We start from the raw sequence: 17,120 nt of genomic DNA, 5'->3' as shown, positions 1-17,120 counted from the left end.
AAAGATTTACTTGATCATTCTATTGGATGGATAAAGGAAAATTTATCTATGGAAAATAAAAGGATACCCTCCTAAAAATAACCATGCCAACGAACTCTTCTGATACATGTAGTATTCAAATAAAGAAGGAGAGTGTGTGAAGCGTGATGCTCAGAAAAGTAATAGCGACGGGTCTTGCTTTCGTTATGATCATGGGAAGCGGCACAGCCGTTCTAGCCAAAGACAATGGAAATAAAAAAGATGACAGTAAGGTTGAGATTCATCTTACCTTTGACGATTTGCAAAGTGCGGAGTGGGCGATACGCTATATCGCGAGCTTAGCATCCAAGCGTGTGTTTGAAGGGTATGAGGATGGTACCTTTAAACCTCATAATACGGTTTCCCGAATCGAAGCGATTACGGCTGCCGTTCGTTTGATGGGACTTCGCAGCCAAGCAGAATCATCAGCAGAAATGAGCACTCATCTTAATTTTAAAGATGCTGATAAAGTTCCTTCTTGGGCAGTCGGTTATGTAGCTGTAGCTTTAGAAAATGATTTGTTCTCGGAAATTGACGATATGGTTCAGCCTCAAAAGGAAGGTGACCGGCTTTGGGCAACGACACTTTTAGTTAAAGCGTTGAAGTTAGAAGCTCAGGCGAAGGCGAAAATGAACACGACGCTACCGTTTAAAGATGCGAAACAAATTCCTGCAGGCGCTGTGGGTTATGTAGCTGTTGCCATCGAGAAAGGTTTGATCGATGGTTTCGAAGACAATACGTTTAGGCCTAATCAACCGGTAACACGGGCTCAGCTCGCAGCTTTACTAGATCGTACGGGCGGTCAATTACCAGACCAAGGGAATAACACGATAAATGGAACTGTAAGCAGGGTTGTTACCAACAACACGCTAAGTATCACGAGTTCAGGCACAACATCAACTTATCCTCTGCATCCAGATGTTTTCATTTATCGGAACGGGGCCAAAGTAAACGCATCTGCTTTGCAGGCTGGGGACGTAGTGAAAGTACGCACATATAATGGTCAAATTGTATTCATTGAAGTGACCAATGCCGTGCAATCCATTATCTACAGCGGCACTGTAAGTACGGCAGTTACGAATAATACATTGACGCTAACGAAGGCTGGAGCTACCTCTACACTAACGCTTCATCCGGATGTCGTCGTTTATCGCAACGGTATTAAAGTTAGTGCGTATGACCTAAAAGTTGGTGATGAAGTTAACATTCGCACTTCGGATAATAAGGTTATCTACATCGAAGTCACCAAATCGATTGTACCTATTTCAAGCAGCGGGACAGTTAGCGCGACCGTTAGTAACAATGTGCTGAAGCTTACGAAATCAGGCGTTACAACTTCATACACTCTGCATCCAGATGTGGTCATTTATCGGAATGGCGTGAAAGTTAATGCTTCCTCCTTGTTGGTTGGCGATGAGGTGAATGTTCGCACATCCGACAATAAAGTCATTTTCATTGAAGTAACACAAACGGCACAAGCCATTACGAATAGTGGGACAGTTAGCGCAGTTGTCAGCAATAACGTGCTTAAGCTTCAGAAGTCAGGTGTTACATTTGAGTTAATACTTCACTCGGATGTTATCGTTTATCGCAATGGGTTGAAAGTCAATGCTTCCGATTTGCAAGTTGGAGACGAAGTCAATATTCGCACTACCGAAAATAAAGTCATTTATATTGAAGTGACCAAAATGGTTCAACCCATTACAAACAACGGTACGGTAAGCGTCGCGGTTAGCAACAATGAACTGAAGCTCACGAAGTCGGGAGTTACAACCGTATTCACACTTCATCCGGATGTCGTTGTTTATAGGAACGGCGTGAAGGTCAGAGCTGTTGATTTAAAAGTTGGCGATGAAGTCGATATCCGCACCTCGGACAATAAAGTCATTTACATTGAAGTTACCAAAATGATCGATGCGAATTTACCATTTGATCTTTTAGGAAAGTTAAAAGGAACTACCCTCAATGCCCAAGGTGAACTTGCAACGATTTCCATCACTCAAACCATTAATGGTAGGGAACAAACTACAATCTATCAGGTATCCTCTGGTGTCACGCTTTCCGGCAACTTGGCCTTATTTAAGGAAGGGAATCTGATCCAGCTAAAAGGTGTTAACAAGCTCGTAACCTCCATCACGATCAAATAATATGCGAAAAGAAGCCCACAGATATATGGGGCTTCTTTTTTTTGTGTTGTTACTCTTAGGATTACCGTTTTAGATTAGGTGAATAGCGAATAGGTTTTACAATAGTACTCAAAAGGAGGTGAAAGCATGCCAAAACAGGATAATGACTTTCCTTTTTATTACGATGGTTCTTCGAATGAGGAGTTTTTCAAAGAGATTGTAAAGGGACTAGATGAGAAACGAAACGAAGTAATAGTCAACACGGAAGAATGGCGCCGTTTCATAAGCGCGAACCCTTTCGGACTTATTAAAAATTGAGATCACCTCAAAACTACATATTAAATAAAGAAAAGGCCATGATTTCAACTTTCGTTGAAAAACATGGCCTTTATCAGTGCCCAAGCGATTTAGTGGGCTTCTTTTTTTATCCTGATAGGAGTTGTGAACATGCATGGTTGTGAGTCTATTACAAAGAAAAGAGCCCTTCAGTAATGGGCTAGGATAACAGCGATATCTCTATCATTAAATTGAATAGTACCCTCTTCTGATTTCGTAAAGAAATGTCCTCTGGATTCAATATAATTGCAAAGTCTAAGCAGAATTTTGGGTTCTATATTTAGAAGCATTGAAAGTGAAAAAATGTTTTTTTGATCATTGGTTGCTTCAACCATTTAGCATAATTACCTCCTTAAGAATGAATTGTATATTTATCATAGTACATGCATGACGTCACTTGTTGTCGAAATGTCGGGTTAACAAAACTTTCAATATTTGGATGATTCCTAATCCTCCTGCCAAACATAAAAGCCCTTGAATCCTCCATAAGGAGGCTCAAAGGCTTACATGGATCCCTCTGCTGACGGAATCAGATCTTTAATTCCCCAAGCTTGATCAGTTCTACAACCGCTTGTGAACGACCCTTTACGTTCAGCTTTTGCATGACGTTAGAAATGTGATTCCTCACAGTCTTTTCGCTTATGAAAAGCTGCTGCGCGATATCTTTCGTGGTTTTGTCTTGTACTAAGAGTTCGAATACTTCTCTTTCGCGGTTAGTAAGTAGAAATTTGTTTTTGTGGTCGCTGCCCATGGATGTGTGTCACCCCTCCTTGCTCGGGTATTGGGAATTACAAGGTTTAGGGATACAGTCAAAATTAGTTTATGAAGGGCTGTTGTCAATGGTGCGGTATATGCATAAAAATAGGCGATATCCGCTTTTGAGTTTCCTTCCGAGGCGTGGTAAGCTAAAATGAAGCATTTCTTTGAACAAAGGAGGCTCAAATGATGTTCAAGCGTGATTATTTTATGCGGCAGATTGAGCAAATGACCGTGGTGCTGCATCGCATACTTTTTAATAAGGCACATATCCCATTAGAAGATGCTCAGCAGCAGCTGGATGAAGCAAGTCGCCATCTATTGGGGCTGAATATTCGCTCTTTGCAGGCATTATCGAGTAAGGATATCCTTGATTTATTGTCCTATCATGGCAGCGTGGATACCGCCAAAGCCCTGGTGCTTAGCGATATGTTTGTAGGACAAGGCGACCTGCTTCAGCGGCATGAACAGACTGACGAGACTTATCACGCTTATCTAAAATCCGTTGATTTGCTGCTTCACCTATCGCTCTTACCCGAAGTTGAACCTATGGATGAAGTGAACGATGAGATTACGTACCGATTGAACCAGAGCTTGGAACGTCTTCAAGGATGGATCATCCCGGAGGAGATCAAGAGGCTTCTTTTCGTGCATTATGAGAAACAGGGCAATTACGCTAAGGTAGAGGATGTTTTATTTCATTATATGGAAGATCATCCGGACCGATCCGTCGTACTCGAACAAGGTGTAATCTTTTACGAAAAATTAATGGATATGGAAGAAGAACTCCTGCAAGCAGGCAATTTTAGCAAAGAAGAAGCGTTTGATGGTTTGCGTATTGTGAAGCAAAAATTGCAATCATTTGATATTCCTTACATGTATAAATCGTAGAAACTGAAGGTGTGAAGAAATGGCTTGGTATCAGGAAAGTTTTGGGAATGATTATTTAAATGTTTATAAACACAGAGATTTGCAAGGTGCTTACCATGAAGTGAAGAAGATGATTGATTGGCTGGGGCTGAAGCAAGGGGCCGAAGTGCTTGATTTATGCTGCGGCATGGGCCGCCATTCCATGGCGCTGGCTGAGTTCGGTTACGATGTAACGGGCGTGGATTTATCCGAGGTGCTTTTGAATGAGGCGGTTAAGTTAGACGCTGGAAAGCAAGTAACTTGGCTGCGCGGAGATATGCGTGAAGTACCGCTCGACCGGCGATACGATGCTGTCGTGAATTTGTTTACTTCGTTTGGCTATTTTGAAGAGGATGAACAAAATGAGAAGGTGCTTTATGAAATTCATCGGCTTCTAAAAGAGGGCGGCCGTTTCATTATCGATTTCTTGAATCCGGTTTACGTTCAGTCTAATCTCGTTCCTCAATCAGAGCGAACGGAAGAAGATCTATTGATTCGTGAAGCAAGAACAATTGAAGATGGCTGTGTGCGTAAACGGATTGTGATTTCGCAAAAGGGTACTGCTGATCGGCATTATCTGGAACAGGTTAAGTTGTATGATCGAACGGCATTTGAATCTATGCTGTTAAAAGCGGGTTTACATATTGATCAAGTATACGGTGAATATGATGGACAGGCTTATGATGCTGAAGCATCAAGTCGGTTGATTTTTGTAGGGCATAAGGAAGGATGAGTACTCGGAAATGAACATCGTGACTGAACATACAGATGAGATCACGCAAGTGAAGGTTCCGCTGCCCTTCCCTCTGCGTTGGGTGAATGCTTACCTCGTACGAGGCAGCAATGGGTATACCGTGATTGATCCGGGGCTCCGCACTCCGGATGCGGAGGCGCTCTGGCAGCAGGTGCTGCAGGAGCGCGGGATCGGTTTCGAGCACGTTGAGCAGATCGTGCTCACCCACCACCATCCCGATCATTACGGGATGGCGGGTTGGTTCCAGGAGCGCACGGGCGCGCCGGTTCTCCTTTCGGAGACCGGCCTAGCGCAGGTGCAGCTCTTGTGGGGCCCGGAGCAGCCGATGTCGGCGCTGCTCCTAACGCTCTTTGCCCGGCACGGCTTCCCGGCAGCCGGACTGATCGAGATGACGAAGCACATGGTGAGCTTCGTCTCGCTGGTGTCGCCGCAGCCGCAGATCACGGTGCTGCCTGAAGGGCCTGTGCGCCTCGGGGACCGCGTGTACGAAGCCATCGAGACCCCCGGCCATGCCGCGGGTCATCTGTGCTTCTACGACGCCGCGGCGGAGGCGATCTTTTGCGGCGACCATGTCCTGCCGCAAATATCGCCGAACGTTTCCTTCCTCCCGCAGGTGGAAGAAAACCCGCTCGGCGCGTACCTCAGCAGCCTGCAGGAGATCAGCAGGCTGCCTGTGAAGATGGCTTACCCGGGGCACCGGGAGCCATGGTCCGGCTTTGGCGCACGCGCAGAGGAGCTTGTGCGCCATCATCATGAGCGGCTCGCGCTCATGGAGGGGCAGTTAAGCGCGCCGCTTAGCGCTTATGAGGTGTGCCGGGCGACGTTTGGCGACCGGCTGAGCATACACCAGATGAGGTTCGCGCTATCGGAGACGATCGCTCACCTCGTCCTGCTGGAAGCAGAAGGCCGCATCCAGCAGGTAGACCCCGCCGCGGAGCTCATTCAATATGTTGCAACATCTAAATAAATACAGAAGAGCCCCAACCACGAATGAATGGTTGAGGCTCTTCCTAGTTCCCTCATGCTCATGAAAAGGGGTCATTTTAGTGAAATAAGGTCCACACGTTCCGTTAATGATTGTTTGATGAACATTAGTCCCATAACCTTTGATTCTCCCAAGAGCATAATACGCAATTCTCCCACAGCATTTCACTCTACTGCACATTACGCAATTCTCTCCACATCACTTCGCTCACAACTTCTATCCGATTTAATCGAAAGTAGAATTGTAACTAGAATGACAACTAGCCTCACTTCAAAGGCTTACTATAAGTAGGAATATTATTATGCGCCAAACGGCCACAGGCGGCAGCTACGATACCGCATACCATATCATCGATAAATGTATTGCATTTTCCCTCGGAATGATCGCTATCGAGGTCTTTGATAATCCCGATTTTCTCTTTGTCGAGGTATCCGAAATTCGTGAGTGCAATGGTGCCATACATGAGTGGAACGGCAGTTGCGATGCTTTCATCAACCCCGAAAAGCCCTTCGTCTTGTCCGACAATATGATTATACTGGGGGTTAAATTCTCCTGCTTCGACTGCTGTATCAATTTTGATCGCCAATTGAAGGGCGTGGAATGTTTGTTGTTTTCGCAATACGGCAAGAACATGCTCTTCACAAAGGCTGCGCTCCATATCCGGATTGTAGGGGCGTTGAAGCTGATCCAGGATATCCACCATATCCTCCAAAGCCACGCCTCTCGACTCGAACAGAGCCAGGTTACGCGCGGTATAGTCCTCTTTCACATTTTCAGAAATGATTGAACTGACAGTTGAGGCAACAATGGCACAGATCCCTTTGGAAATGAAGGATTTAGGACGTTTGGTCGGAAAGAAGAAACGGAATTTGCAGTCCATGAATCCAAAAAGAGAAATCGCGCCGCTGCCATATAGTCCACAGATGGACATAGCAATGGTGCGATGAACATTGTAAGCTGGGTCCTTCATACTAGCTAGAAGCTCGGAATCATGTTTGACCTTCTTTTGGAGCTCCATGAGCGTGGACATAACGTTATAGGTTTCTGTTTTGCTTAATACGCCTAGTAGAGTTGTTGTGATCATTTCATAGGGAATTTTCTTAATTCCTTTGATTTCGACGAGTAAGCGAGCAACAGCTTCTTCGATGACAGCTTGGGAATAGTGACTGAAAACTTCTTCACGGAATTCGTTGAAAATGTTTGCTTTTTCTTTAAGGAATGTTCTCATTGAAGCGCCTCCAAATTAGGTCAATTCTTATTTTTGAGTATAGCATATCTTTATAAGATGCCGAAGGAAGTTAACTCCTAGGATTTGACTTATTGTAATGTCCCACAGGGCGCCGCAGGCTTTAAATCCTGGTGCATGAGTTTTTTTCGAAATGGGACAAAAAGTAGTTATAAATCGGACAAAGCCTCGTATACATATTAATACGAAAAAGCAATGTACAGGCCATAAAAATACAGGGCAGATGCTTCGGGCTTCTGCGAAAACTTGGAGGAGGAAATAAGCTAATGAAACATCAACATTGGATTCGTTCAGCCGCTATCGCGGGGGTAATTGCCTTGCTGACCACGGGATGTTCGGTTCTGGGCACTGGGAAGAAAAGTGACATCGATGCACCTCCGACAACGGGTGCGGAAGCTGACGCGAAGACGACATCAGCAGCCGTTACGATCGATATGATCGAAGACAATTCATCACAGATGACGGTTTATGTAAAAGATGCAAAAGGATTCGTTGCTCCACTTAGTCTTGGATTACCAAAAACGGTGTCTGTCGCCAAAACGACTCTCGAGTATATGGTGGACGGAGGACCGGTTGCAAGTCTGCTTCCATCTGGTTTCCAAGCTCTGCTGCCTAAAGGTACGAAAGTCGTAAGTTTGAATGTTACATCAGACAAGCGTGCCATTGTTGATTTCTCTAAGGAGTTCCTCAATTACGATGGGCCGAATGAGAGAAAGATTTTGGAGGCTATCACTTGGAACCTGACGAGCTTTCCAACCGTAGAGAAAGTGCAGCTGCGTGTAGATGGGAAAGATCTTAAGGAGATGCCGAAAGGGAAGACACCGCTGGATATTCCTCTTGCTCGCTCTATGGGGATCAACATTGAGAAGGCTGAGGACGCTGAATTTGGTCAATCCACACCGGTTACACTCTATTTCTTGAATCAAAATGATCAAAATTACAAATATTATGTACCTGTTACAAGGCTCGTCAAAAGGACAGATGATGTCGCGAAAGCGGTTGTCGAACAGTTGATCAAAGGGCCTGATCAGAAGAAGGGTCTGGCTGCTGTACTGAATGCTACTACGGAAGTTAAGAGCATTAAGCCGTCTGATGGTGTTATAACCGTTGACTTCTCCAATAAATTCCTTGGCGCCGATCAGAAAGCATCCACCGAAGCTATGCAGTCTGTTATTCTTTCATTGACTGAGAACACAAGCTTTAAACAAGTCCAAATTAAAGTGGATGGTGCTGTGAAGCCTGTAACTAAAACAGCTCATATTAATCCGGCTAAGCTTTAAGAAGCTTTCCCGGTTCTAACGACCTCTATGCAAAAGCGCTGTCTTTGACAAGCCGCTTGCATAGGGGTTTTCTCAGCATTATAATCAATGTTCGGCATCATTGTTTTGGCTCGGGATGCTTTTCGCTGGCTACTTTGTTACAATGGGGCGTAGGAACAAGCTTCTGATGGAAGCAACAGGAGGAGAACAACATTTATGAGAATTGGCGGAAGAACGAATCAAGAACTGCGACCAATGAAAATAACCCCTCATTATATAAAACACGCGGAAGGCTCGGTGCTTATTGAGGTCGGGGATACCAAAGTGATTTGTACAGCGACGATTGAAGAGCGAGTCCCACCTTTTATGAAAGGTCAAGGGAAAGGATGGGTAACAGCCGAATATTCGATGCTACCACGTGCTACGCAGGTTAGAAATCAGCGTGAAGCTGCCAAAGGCAAGCTTGGTGGACGTACGATGGAGATTCAGCGTCTTATAGGCCGTGCGCTTCGTTCCGTGGTGAATTTGGAAGCATTAGGCGAAAGATCTATTACACTGGATTGCGATGTTATTCAAGCTGATGGCGGAACTCGTACTACGTCAATTACAGGTGCTTTTGTTGCTATGGCATTTGCCATCGATAAGCTGGCGACAGACAAAAAATTAGCCAAATTCCCGATTAACGACTTTCTGGCTTCTGTGAGCGTTGGTGTTATCGGCCAAACACCGCGGCTGGATCTGAATTATGAAGAAGATTCACATGCTAAAGTAGATATGAACGTCGTGATGACGGGGCAGGGTCAATTCGTAGAAATCCAAGGAACAGGCGAGGATGCACCTTTTTCCCGTAATGAACTGGATGAACTGCTCGCTCTTGCTGAAACAGGCATCCATACGATGATTGAAGAGCAATCTAAAGTATTAGGCCCGATCGCTGATCGCATTCGAGGTGTACATCATGCTGCTACAAAGTAATTTCGTCGTCATTGCAACACGTAACGAGGGTAAAGTCAAAGAGTTTGCGAAGCTTTTTGGAGCAAAAGGCTACAAAGTTCGCTGCTTAACGGACTATACGGATCTTCCAGAAATCGTGGAGAGCGGAACGACGTTTGCAGAAAATGCACGGATTAAAGCGCAGATTATTTCGGCACATCTCCATGTGCCGGTTCTTGCCGATGATTCAGGTTTGTGTGTAGCGGCTTTGAACGGTGAACCGGGTGTTTATTCAGCCAGGTACGCTGGAGAGAATGCTACGGATGAAGACAATAATGCTAAGCTGCTGCAAGAATTAAGTGAGGTAGGTTCTGTAGAAGGATTGCCTGCTAGTGCAGAACACCCAAAGCTTCTAAGCGAAGCTTCCTATGTTTGTGCGCTTACACTCATCGACCCTGTAGCTAATGAAGTGATTGAAGCTGAGGACTCCTGCCGTGGTTACATTATCGGGGAAGAACGTGGCGATAGCGGCTTCGGCTATGATCCGTTGTTTTATATCCCATCTCTTGGGAGAACGATGGCTGAATTAACAATGGAAGAGAAGAATGAGATAAGCCATCGAGCCAAAGCTTTACGCATGTTTTTGGATAGACTTCCTGATCAGAACGACTAATATCATGAAGAAAACCTGCTTTCCACTTCATCGGTGGGAAGCAGGTTTATTCATTTATCGAATGGAAATTTTATAGGAACGTAACCAAGTATCCACTTGTGCCAAATAGGCGAATAGTTGAGGACCTGTCATTAACTGACCAAACCATGGGAGATCGAAATCATTCGTCTCTGAGCTGGCAAGTGCACGGATTTTCTTAACATCAATGAAGGGAAGCAAGGGTGAGCTGGGATCATCCAGAATCTCCAGCACCCATTTTCTCATAGCGGCTAAATAATTAGGGTTGTGTGTCTTTGGATAAGGACTCTTCTTGCGAGTTAGCACATCGTCAGGTAGAACGCCTCTGAGTGCTTTGCGCAAAATACCTTTCTCCCGATCACCCGATGTTTTGATTTCCCAGGGAATATTCCAAACATACTCGACAAGACGGTGATCGCAGAAAGGGACGCGGACTTCAAGGCCGACCGCCATACTCATCCGATCCTTACGATCCAAAAGTGTTGGCATGAACCGGGTAATGTTTAAGTAAGACATTTCTCGCATACGGTTTTGCTGCTGTGTTTCTCCAGCTAACCGCGGCACTTCGTTCAATGCTTGCTGATACCGATTGCTCACATATTCGACTGGTTTGATCCAATCCACAAGATCGGGAGCCAGCAGGTCGACTCGATTGTTCAGTTTTAAGGACCATGGGAACGTCCCCGCAGCCAAAGCTTCTTCGTTGTGGAACCAAGGATATCCACCGAATATTTCGTCAGCAGCCTCGCCGGAAATGGCAACCGTTGCTTCTTTTTTGATCTCACGGCAAAATAAATAAAGAGACCCATCGACATCAGCCATCCCTGGTGTATCGCGGGCAAATACCGCTGTTTTCAGTGATTCCACGAGTTCAGGTGTGTCGAATTCAATATAATGATGCTCTGTCCCCAGATGCTCTGTCATTCGTTTGATCCAAGGTGCATCTGAATTTGGTTGAAATACATTTGCTTTAAAATGCTTGTCATTATCTTTGTAATCAACAGAAAAGGTATGCAAAACGCCTTGCCCGCTCTCCTTGTAATGAGCAGAAGCAAGTGCAGTAAGCGCACTAGAATCGAGTCCACCCGATAGTAGAGTACAGATGGGTACATCAGAAACAAGTTGGCGCTGGGAGGTGTCTCTAAGAAGTTGCCCAACTTGTAATGCCGTAGCGTCGATGTCGTCTGGGTGCTGGTGGCTTTCGAGCTTCCAATAGGTACGAATGGATAAGCCATTGCGGTCAAATACAGCGCATTGTCCTGGTTTGAGCTCAGACATGTTGCGATAAATCCCATGACCAGGTGTGCGAGCTGGACCTACTGCGAAGATCTCGGCCAAGCCTTCCGCACCAACTTCTGCTTCGAAGTCGGGGTGAGCGAGAATGGCTTTCGGCTCAGAGCCGAATAGAAGCACACTATTTTGATGAGAATAAAAAAGCGGCTTTACGCCAAGCCGATCTCTGACCAAATAAAGGGATTGTTCCTGATCATTCCAGGCCGCGAAAGCGAAAATGCCATTAAGTCGATCTACACAAGCTCTCCCCCACTCGATAAAGGCAACAAGCAGCACCTCTGTATCACAGGTCGTGCGGAAATGATGTCCACGAAGTTCGAGCTCCTTTTTGAGTTCAGGGGCGTTATAGAGTTCGCCATTATATACGATCGTATACGTGTAGTCTCCTTGTTTCCGTACCATGGGCTGAGCGCCGTTTTCTGGATCCATTACACTAAGACGCCGATGGCCGAGGGCACAATGCTGTGAAATCCATGTACCAGAAGCATCAGGTCCACGCAAATGGAGCGTTTCCGTCATATTTTCTAGAATGGACGGGTACCCGGTCAAGTCTTTCCGCCAATCTATCCAACCCGTTATTCCGCACATAGACGTTCCTTCCTTTCCTTATAAAGAGAGCATGATGATAAAAGGTATGCAAACTCAAGGTAGATAATGTCTGTCCAGAACTGGATGGGCGCAGTCATCCGGACGGATTTTGTGTTTTGTTGACAGGCCTGATACAATAAACCCAATTCTTACTTACTAAATGACAAAGGTGATGACAATGAAAAAGAAACACTCTAAAGCACAAATTGATTATCTGGCCTCAAGAGAGCATTTTCTGCAAATCAGTAACCAAGCGGATAAACGTATTGCAGAATTAAAAGAAGAAGGTAAAGAAGTAGGGCAAGCAGAAATGGAAGAAATTATTGAGCGTGTCGGCCTACATCGTGCTTACAATGAACTTACCCAAGCGGAGAATGTCTTGATTAACTGGACACAAACGGCTATCAAAACCGAACCGGAATTTATTCAAAACCGCACTAATTTTGAAGAATTGTACGAAAAAGTCAAAACAGATGCAGAAGCAAGAGGCGCGATTCTTAATCTTGCCATGCGTTTAAATTTAGACCTTGTGTGACATTCTAAAGAGGTAGTGCCATTCTTTCTTCAGGAGGCGAATGCTCATGGATAGTCATTTCATTAGCAAGCTGCACGACAAGCAGAGGAAAGCCGCGAAGAATCTCAGGACCCAAGGTGACGGTCAGCCAGGCAGTAATTTGCCGCACAAGAAGCACTAAAGTCTAATGGCACCATCAAGAGCCTGTAGGGAGGTTTCCTTACAGGCTTTTGCTTTTGTGTTCCCTTTGCCTTCGTCCTTTATGGGTATTTTATACAGCATATTTGGTGCGGCATCTCTCCATACTAATCAAGTGATCATTACTTCAACTCACAGGAGGATCAATCTCATCATGAGCAAAAAGAAAAGTAAAAGTATGGATCAGAGGATACAGAGCACAATCGATCATTCGAAGCAATCTTCTCGCATACAGTCGAATCTAGATTCAACAGAACCTGGACATCACCAACCGAATCGTCCTTCCGTTTAAATGTGTGATTTGAAATCGTAAATACAGCTTCGATGAAGTCCCTACCATTTGGTTGGGGCTTTTTCCTTGTATGTAAATAGACTATGAGGTAAGATGATGGTTGAGTTTAAATGATTTGAATAAACTCGGTCATAATTTCATATTCGAAATAGGTGCTTGCACCTCGCTATCCAAGCGCAGGGTAAGCTTAAAAGGGAAGATCGGTTCAAAGCCGACGCGGTCCCGCCACTGTAACAGAGGAGTCAACGTCTCTATGCCACTGATCGACCGATTGGGAAGGCTGACGTTTGATGAAGATCCTGAAGCCAGGAGACCTGCCTATTTCAGCAGCACAGTTATATACCTACGGGAGATAGGGAGGTGTTCTTATGAGTACGTGGGATCTATCAACAGTCCAACATCATGTACTTATCTGTAACGGAGGATCTTGTCTGAAAAATTCAGGAGATGAAACAACGCTAGCCATCCGAGATGAAATTTCGAAGCACGGAGCCGAGCATCTAATACATACAACTCGGACTAGATGTAATGGGCGCTGTCAGGATGCAGGTGTTGTTACGGTGTATCCGCAAGGGATTTGGTACAAGGAAATGACACCAGAGACTGGGAGAAGGCTTGTTAGAGAGCATTTATTAGAGGGGAAACCACTCCAAGAACATATGATTTATAGCTTTGAGGAACGCTTTGTGCCAACCGGAAAAGGAAATAAGGGCATTAGTCGCATACAAAGTAAATAATCAGATAATGAAAGTTTGAAAAGGTAGATATCCCAAATGGTTTATAAACCTTTTGGGATATCTACCTTAAAGCACGTATCCATAAGGACTTCCGCCAATAGGGGGAGGTCCTCTTTGGTCAGAATTTATATGTTTTAGGTAAGGGGTGAGCAAAGCTTACCCCTTATTTATTCGTGCCCTCCAGATTAAGCACGTTTTCAGAGCTTATTTGGCACGGACGCGCAGGATGGTCTGCTGAGAAGTCGATATTCAGCATCTCAGACTCTGTCGACTCGGCGAGCTCTCACTGAAAGCGCGGTTATCGCGCTTATTGGTTCGGGTGCTCCTGAATAAGCGCGTTTTCCGCGCTTATTCAGCGCGGGCGCGCAGGATGGTCTGCTGAGAAGTCGATTTTCAGCTTCTCAGACTCTGTCGGCTCGCAGAGCTCTCGCTGAAAGCGCGGTTTTCGCGCTTATTGGTTCGGGTGCTCCTGAATAAGCGCGTTTTCAGAGCTTATTTGGCACGGACGTGCAGGATGGTCTGCTGAGAAGTCGATATTCAGCTTCTCAGACTCTGTCGACCTTGGCGAGCTCTCACTGAAAGCGCGGTTTTCGCGCTTATTTGTCATACATGTTCATAATGGAACGACAAGCCACTAAGGTGGATGAAAAGAGCTAAACATTGAATTAGCGGAACGAGAGGGCTACCATTAATAGATGCATGCATACATGAAGAAGCTGTCCCTCTAACTATTTATCACTGTTGGGACAGCCACTTTTAACTTATATAGAGTCGTTGATGATAATTATAAATAGACTTTTTGTAATAATGCTGTAAAGTCCTTCACATTCCTTGGTGCCGAGACTCCCCGACGACTAGCTTCAGGCAATGCTTCCCACAAATCTAGCAGCATGGGCCTATCAAGACCAAGCATATTGATAGCCTTGCTATCATTGAATATTTCATCTGGCGTGCCTTCCATGACGCATTGTCCTTGATCCATCACTAGAATCCAATCAGCCCATGAGTAAGCTAGGTTCATATCATGGGTGGCCATGACTAACGTGATTCCGCGGCTATGTATACGGTCAAGTTCCTCGACAAGCTGTTGTTCCGAGATGCGATCCAGATAGGCCGTTGGTTCATCCAGAAGCAGCAGCTTTGGTTCAAGCACAAGCACACCGGCTAGGGCTACTCGTTTCTTTTGACCAAGGCTCAAGTGGTGAATGGGTGTATGTGCTAAATGTTCGAGTCCCATCGTACGTAATATCGCTTCTGCTCGGCGAGTAATCTCAGGCTCAGGAGTAGCAGCATTTCGCAAACCGTAGGTGACATCCTCATAAGGAGTATTCAGTATGAGCTGCTGTTCTGGATCTTGAAAGACAAGTCCAACGTCTTGACGTAACTGTTTAAGTTCTTTGCGGGTGTAAGTCAAAGGTTCGTTCTTCCATAAAACTTGACCTGATGAAGGTGAATGAATGCCAATAGCTTGAAGAAATAAAGTAGATTTGCCAGAACCATTATGACCGCAAATGGCCGTTTTTTTCCCCTCGGGGATTCGGAGCTTTAATTTGTTTAAAGCCTTGTTCTTTGAAGCAGGGTAGCTGAAACTCACTTCTAAGGTTTCTAAAATCGTGCTCATCAGATACTCCTCCAATTCCAACGCAGCCAAATTTCGAGCAGCAGTAAAAGCGTGATTCCTATATAACTTTCCAGTTTATATCGAAAAGGTACAGGATGAGCTTGGTAGGGGGCCATGTGAATATCATCCGTAAAGCCTCTGGAGACAAGGCCATTTGACAGTGATCTATACCGCTGCATCGTTTTGATAAACATTTGAACAATAATAATGGCTGTATCCTTTAGTTTATTTTGGAAACCGGTCTGACCGCCTCTTGATTGCTGAGCTACATACATGTTATTGGCAATTTCAAATAGGATGAACAGAAACCGATACATAATAAGCATAATTTCCAGAACCAGCTTGGGAACACGAACTTTTTGTAAGACTTGCAGCAATTCAGAAAAAGGAGTACTGAACATAATAAAAGACACGCAACTTAGGCTCGCAATAATACGAACGAATAATTTTCCAATTAGCAGAAGACCAGTTGAAGTAACGGACAACTTCCAGTTAATAAATGTAAATGTCGCCACCTCATGAATATCAGGCAAGGCTGCTTGCAAAGGACGGATCTCTACGACTAATGCGGGTACACTACTTACAAAAAAAAGACATGCAGCACCGATGATAGTTACATAATATTTGATTGGAATGCGAGCGTAGCCTACCGTCCACAGGGCCATCCAAAACGCTATAAGTACCTGGACCGCAGGATGCGTAAGATAAGAAAATATCAGCATGGTAACTGCAAAACCGCACTTCCACATCGGTGATAGGGGGCGTAAGGCATTTTTATAGGAGAGTGAATCGATCTGTTTCATCATTGATTTTTGGATTTAGACGCTTTCCCTTTGAAAAAGCCAAAAGCAAACCCTATGAAGCCAGCGCCAATGGCTGCTTGTAAGGCGAATAGCATACTTTCCGTCTCAGCTGGGAGCTCAAATAAAGAAGAGAACCATGGCGTATAGGAAGGTTGAATACTCTGAATTAATTGTTCAGCGGCGTTATCAGCTCCACCAAATTCACCTTGTACGAAAATAAGGGGCAAGACTGCTAATAATACAACGGCAATCAGCATGAGGGTATTTGCAGTTCGAGTTTTCATAGTTCAGAAGCTCCTTTCATTTTATGTTGTAGAATGGATAGCTCTTTAGGGCTGTAAGATTGTAACCAATTCCATATTAAGACGGTTAAAATGCCTTCACTAATGGCAAGAGGGATTTGCGTAATGGCAAAAATGCCGCCGAATTTCAAGAAGGATGCTATAAATCCACCTTGTTCAGCTGGGAATGCAAGAGCTAATTGGACAGAAGTAACAATGTATGTGGATAAGTCGGCAAGAGCAGCCGCCAAAAATATCGACCATTTTTGTTTGCCGGTTGTTTTCATCATGGACTTATATATGAAGTAACCAACTACTGGACCGGAGAGGGCCATGGAGAAAGCATTTGCTCCGAGTGTAGTAAGTCCTCCATGAGCAAGTAAAACCGCTTGAAACAACAATACAATCGACCCTAGGACGCTCATAGGGAGCGGTCCGAACATTACAGCTCCTAAACCTGTACCTGTTGGGTGAGAGCTGCTTCCGGTTACAGAAGGGATCTTCAATGCCGACAGTACGAAGGTGAATGCGCCAGCAAGGCCGAGCATAATTTTGAGCTCTGGATGTTCTTTTGTAATTTTGATAAGTGCTCGGACACCTAGAAAGAAGAACGGAAGGAAGGCTGCCCACCAAAATATTGCCCAACCTACGGGGAGAAATCCTTCCATAATGTGCATGCCGTAGACGGTTTGCGGTTCATTAATGAATAGATAGAGGGCTAACCCTATAACCACTAGTAAGAAGCTAGTGACCTTGGTCTTTCGTGTTTTTGTTTGCATG

Annotated in this window: 20 protein-coding genes and 1 riboswitch; of the genes, 12 read left to right on the top strand and 8 right to left on the bottom strand. The window is 44.9% G+C overall.

Going from position 1 to position 17,120, the window contains the following annotated elements:
- Positions 1 to 146: 146 nt before the first annotated feature.
- Together AC58UU_RS15855 and AC58UU_RS15850 are read left to right on the top strand one after the other, a co-directional pair.
- Positions 147 to 2,165, top strand: a complete 2,019-nt coding sequence (locus AC58UU_RS15855; protein WP_497317348.1) for an S-layer homology domain-containing protein — start codon at positions 147 to 149, stop codon at positions 2,163 to 2,165.
- A gap of 126 nt (positions 2,166 to 2,291) precedes the next feature.
- Positions 2,292 to 2,462 (top strand): hypothetical protein, encoded by a 171-nt coding sequence (locus AC58UU_RS15850; protein WP_497317100.1) that lies wholly within the window; start codon positions 2,292 to 2,294, stop codon positions 2,460 to 2,462.
- A 167-nt stretch (positions 2,463 to 2,629) separates the two neighbouring features.
- On the opposite strand, the gene AC58UU_RS15845 is transcribed toward AC58UU_RS15850, so the two are convergent.
- Both AC58UU_RS15845 and AC58UU_RS15840 read right to left on the bottom strand, forming a co-directional pair.
- Positions 2,630 to 2,815, bottom strand: a complete 186-nt coding sequence (locus tag AC58UU_RS15845; RefSeq protein ID WP_497317098.1) for a hypothetical protein — start codon at positions 2,813 to 2,815, stop codon at positions 2,630 to 2,632.
- Positions 2,816 to 3,009: 194 nt separating this feature from the next.
- A complete protein-coding gene (locus tag AC58UU_RS15840; protein WP_028556998.1) occupies positions 3,010 to 3,231 on the bottom strand; it encodes a helix-turn-helix domain-containing protein in 222 nt (73 codons plus the stop codon).
- Positions 3,232 to 3,422: 191 nt separating this feature from the next.
- Between AC58UU_RS15840 and AC58UU_RS15835 the strand changes: the two genes are divergently transcribed.
- Genes AC58UU_RS15835 through AC58UU_RS15825 form a run of 3 tightly spaced genes read left to right on the top strand, consistent with a single transcriptional unit; the run spans position 3,423 to position 5,866 of the window.
- On the top strand, positions 3,423 to 4,127 hold the full coding sequence (locus tag AC58UU_RS15835) for a DUF6483 family protein (RefSeq protein WP_497317097.1): 705 nt from the start codon (positions 3,423 to 3,425) through the stop codon (positions 4,125 to 4,127).
- Positions 4,128 to 4,146: 19 nt separating this feature from the next.
- A complete protein-coding gene (locus AC58UU_RS15830) occupies positions 4,147 to 4,878 on the top strand; it encodes a class I SAM-dependent methyltransferase (RefSeq protein ID WP_497317095.1) in 732 nt (243 codons plus the stop codon).
- A gap of 10 nt (positions 4,879 to 4,888) precedes the next feature.
- Entirely contained in the window at positions 4,889 to 5,866 is a 978-nt protein-coding gene (locus AC58UU_RS15825) for an MBL fold metallo-hydrolase (RefSeq protein ID WP_497317093.1), read from the top strand.
- A 283-nt stretch (positions 5,867 to 6,149) separates the two neighbouring features.
- On the opposite strand, the gene AC58UU_RS15820 is transcribed toward AC58UU_RS15825, so the two are convergent.
- A complete protein-coding gene (locus tag AC58UU_RS15820) occupies positions 6,150 to 7,112 on the bottom strand; it encodes a phosphatidylglycerophosphatase A family protein (protein ID WP_497317091.1) in 963 nt (320 codons plus the stop codon).
- 284 nt (positions 7,113 to 7,396) lie between these two features.
- Here AC58UU_RS15820 and AC58UU_RS15815 point away from each other — a divergent pair, with 284 nt between their 5' ends.
- The 3 genes from AC58UU_RS15815 to AC58UU_RS15805 all read left to right on the top strand — a co-directional run bounded on the left by AC58UU_RS15815 (position 7,397) and on the right by AC58UU_RS15805 (position 9,995).
- Positions 7,397 to 8,410, top strand: a complete 1,014-nt coding sequence (locus tag AC58UU_RS15815; RefSeq protein ID WP_497317089.1) for a GerMN domain-containing protein — start codon at positions 7,397 to 7,399, stop codon at positions 8,408 to 8,410.
- Between the two features lie 195 nt (positions 8,411 to 8,605).
- The gene (gene rph / locus AC58UU_RS15810) at positions 8,606 to 9,364 is read left to right on the top strand and encodes a ribonuclease PH (RefSeq protein ID WP_497317087.1); all 759 of its coding nucleotides are present in this window, start codon (positions 8,606 to 8,608) and stop codon (positions 9,362 to 9,364) included.
- Positions 9,348 to 9,995, top strand: coding sequence for an XTP/dITP diphosphatase (locus AC58UU_RS15805; protein ID WP_497317085.1), 648 nt, complete (start codon positions 9,348 to 9,350; stop codon positions 9,993 to 9,995). Before rph ends, AC58UU_RS15805 begins: the two co-directional genes overlap by 17 nt.
- Before the next feature lie 54 nt (positions 9,996 to 10,049).
- On the opposite strand, the gene asnB is transcribed toward AC58UU_RS15805, so the two are convergent.
- Positions 10,050 to 11,894, bottom strand: coding sequence for an asparagine synthase (glutamine-hydrolyzing) (asnB, locus tag AC58UU_RS15800; RefSeq protein WP_497317083.1), 1,845 nt, complete (start codon positions 11,892 to 11,894; stop codon positions 10,050 to 10,052).
- A 178-nt stretch (positions 11,895 to 12,072) separates the two neighbouring features.
- On the opposite strand from asnB, the gene AC58UU_RS15795 reads away from it, so the two are divergent.
- The 4 genes from AC58UU_RS15795 (at position 12,073) to AC58UU_RS15780 (ending at position 13,635) form a co-directional block, all read left to right on the top strand.
- Positions 12,073 to 12,429 (top strand): hypothetical protein, encoded by a 357-nt coding sequence (locus AC58UU_RS15795; protein ID WP_307553192.1) that lies wholly within the window; start codon positions 12,073 to 12,075, stop codon positions 12,427 to 12,429.
- A 46-nt stretch (positions 12,430 to 12,475) separates the two neighbouring features.
- Positions 12,476 to 12,589 (top strand): DUF4023 family protein, encoded by a 114-nt coding sequence (locus AC58UU_RS15790; RefSeq protein WP_084595043.1) that lies wholly within the window; start codon positions 12,476 to 12,478, stop codon positions 12,587 to 12,589.
- A gap of 171 nt (positions 12,590 to 12,760) precedes the next feature.
- Entirely contained in the window at positions 12,761 to 12,898 is a 138-nt protein-coding gene (locus AC58UU_RS15785) for a hypothetical protein (RefSeq protein ID WP_156390195.1), read from the top strand.
- A 133-nt stretch (positions 12,899 to 13,031) separates the two neighbouring features.
- A riboswitch (cobalamin riboswitch) is annotated at positions 13,032 to 13,234 on the top strand.
- 32 nt (positions 13,235 to 13,266) lie between these two features.
- Positions 13,267 to 13,635: a (2Fe-2S) ferredoxin domain-containing protein gene (locus AC58UU_RS15780; protein ID WP_497317080.1), complete on the top strand. Its 369-nt coding sequence runs from the start codon at positions 13,267 to 13,269 to the stop codon at positions 13,633 to 13,635.
- A 784-nt stretch (positions 13,636 to 14,419) separates the two neighbouring features.
- Here the strand turns inward: AC58UU_RS15780 and AC58UU_RS15775 are convergent.
- From AC58UU_RS15775 to AC58UU_RS15760, 4 genes are read right to left on the bottom strand one after another with little or no spacing between them, the layout of a single operon-like run.
- Positions 14,420 to 15,256 carry an energy-coupling factor ABC transporter ATP-binding protein gene (locus AC58UU_RS15775; protein ID WP_497317078.1) on the bottom strand — a complete coding sequence of 279 codons (837 nt, stop codon included), beginning with the start codon at positions 15,254 to 15,256 and terminating at the stop codon, positions 14,420 to 14,422.
- Positions 15,256 to 16,062, bottom strand: a complete 807-nt coding sequence (gene cbiQ, locus AC58UU_RS15770; RefSeq protein WP_497317076.1) for a cobalt ECF transporter T component CbiQ — start codon at positions 16,060 to 16,062, stop codon at positions 15,256 to 15,258. The genes AC58UU_RS15775 and cbiQ overlap by 1 nt, the downstream gene beginning before the upstream one ends.
- Positions 16,059 to 16,343 carry an energy-coupling factor ABC transporter substrate-binding protein gene (locus AC58UU_RS15765; RefSeq protein ID WP_171644818.1) on the bottom strand — a complete coding sequence of 95 codons (285 nt, stop codon included), beginning with the start codon at positions 16,341 to 16,343 and terminating at the stop codon, positions 16,059 to 16,061. Before AC58UU_RS15765 ends, cbiQ begins: the two co-directional genes overlap by 4 nt.
- Entirely contained in the window at positions 16,340 to 17,119 is a 780-nt protein-coding gene (locus AC58UU_RS15760; RefSeq protein ID WP_497317074.1) for an energy-coupling factor ABC transporter permease, read from the bottom strand. The genes AC58UU_RS15765 and AC58UU_RS15760 overlap by 4 nt, the downstream gene beginning before the upstream one ends.
- Position 17,120 lies beyond the last annotated feature (1 nt).

This window comes from Paenibacillus sp. JT22N1 (assembly GCF_059692155.1).
Note: the sequence above shows the minus strand (reverse complement) of the source record. Positions and strands in the feature narration are given on the sequence as shown.

Bases quoted from the DNA above. Each gene is read 5' to 3' on its own strand.
- AC58UU_RS15855 (WP_497317348.1), top strand. From the start codon at position 147: ATGCTCAGAAAAGTAATAGCGACGGGTCTTGCTTTCGTTATGATCATG.
- AC58UU_RS15850 (WP_497317100.1), top strand. From the start codon at position 2,292: ATGCCAAAACAGGATAATGACTTTCCTTTTTATTACGATGGTTCTTCG.
- AC58UU_RS15845 (WP_497317098.1), bottom strand. From the start codon at position 2,815: ATGGTTGAAGCAACCAATGATCAAAAAAACATTTTTTCACTTTCAATG.
- AC58UU_RS15840 (WP_028556998.1), bottom strand. From the start codon at position 3,231: ATGGGCAGCGACCACAAAAACAAATTTCTACTTACTAACCGCGAAAGA.
- AC58UU_RS15835 (WP_497317097.1), top strand. From the start codon at position 3,423: ATGATGTTCAAGCGTGATTATTTTATGCGGCAGATTGAGCAAATGACC.
- AC58UU_RS15830 (WP_497317095.1), top strand. From the start codon at position 4,147: ATGGCTTGGTATCAGGAAAGTTTTGGGAATGATTATTTAAATGTTTAT.
- AC58UU_RS15825 (WP_497317093.1), top strand. From the start codon at position 4,889: ATGAACATCGTGACTGAACATACAGATGAGATCACGCAAGTGAAGGTT.
- AC58UU_RS15820 (WP_497317091.1), bottom strand. From the start codon at position 7,112: ATGAGAACATTCCTTAAAGAAAAAGCAAACATTTTCAACGAATTCCGT.
- AC58UU_RS15815 (WP_497317089.1), top strand. From the start codon at position 7,397: ATGAAACATCAACATTGGATTCGTTCAGCCGCTATCGCGGGGGTAATT.
- rph (WP_497317087.1), top strand. From the start codon at position 8,606: ATGAGAATTGGCGGAAGAACGAATCAAGAACTGCGACCAATGAAAATA.
- AC58UU_RS15805 (WP_497317085.1), top strand. From the start codon at position 9,348: ATGCTGCTACAAAGTAATTTCGTCGTCATTGCAACACGTAACGAGGGT.
- asnB (WP_497317083.1), bottom strand. From the start codon at position 11,894: ATGTGCGGAATAACGGGTTGGATAGATTGGCGGAAAGACTTGACCGGG.
- AC58UU_RS15795 (WP_307553192.1), top strand. From the start codon at position 12,073: ATGAAAAAGAAACACTCTAAAGCACAAATTGATTATCTGGCCTCAAGA.
- AC58UU_RS15790 (WP_084595043.1), top strand. From the start codon at position 12,476: ATGGATAGTCATTTCATTAGCAAGCTGCACGACAAGCAGAGGAAAGCC.
- AC58UU_RS15785 (WP_156390195.1), top strand. From the start codon at position 12,761: ATGAGCAAAAAGAAAAGTAAAAGTATGGATCAGAGGATACAGAGCACA.
- AC58UU_RS15780 (WP_497317080.1), top strand. From the start codon at position 13,267: ATGAGTACGTGGGATCTATCAACAGTCCAACATCATGTACTTATCTGT.
- AC58UU_RS15775 (WP_497317078.1), bottom strand. From the start codon at position 15,256: ATGAGCACGATTTTAGAAACCTTAGAAGTGAGTTTCAGCTACCCTGCT.
- cbiQ (WP_497317076.1), bottom strand. From the start codon at position 16,062: ATGATGAAACAGATCGATTCACTCTCCTATAAAAATGCCTTACGCCCC.
- AC58UU_RS15765 (WP_171644818.1), bottom strand. From the start codon at position 16,343: ATGAAAACTCGAACTGCAAATACCCTCATGCTGATTGCCGTTGTATTA.
- AC58UU_RS15760 (WP_497317074.1), bottom strand. From the start codon at position 17,119: ATGCAAACAAAAACACGAAAGACCAAGGTCACTAGCTTCTTACTAGTG.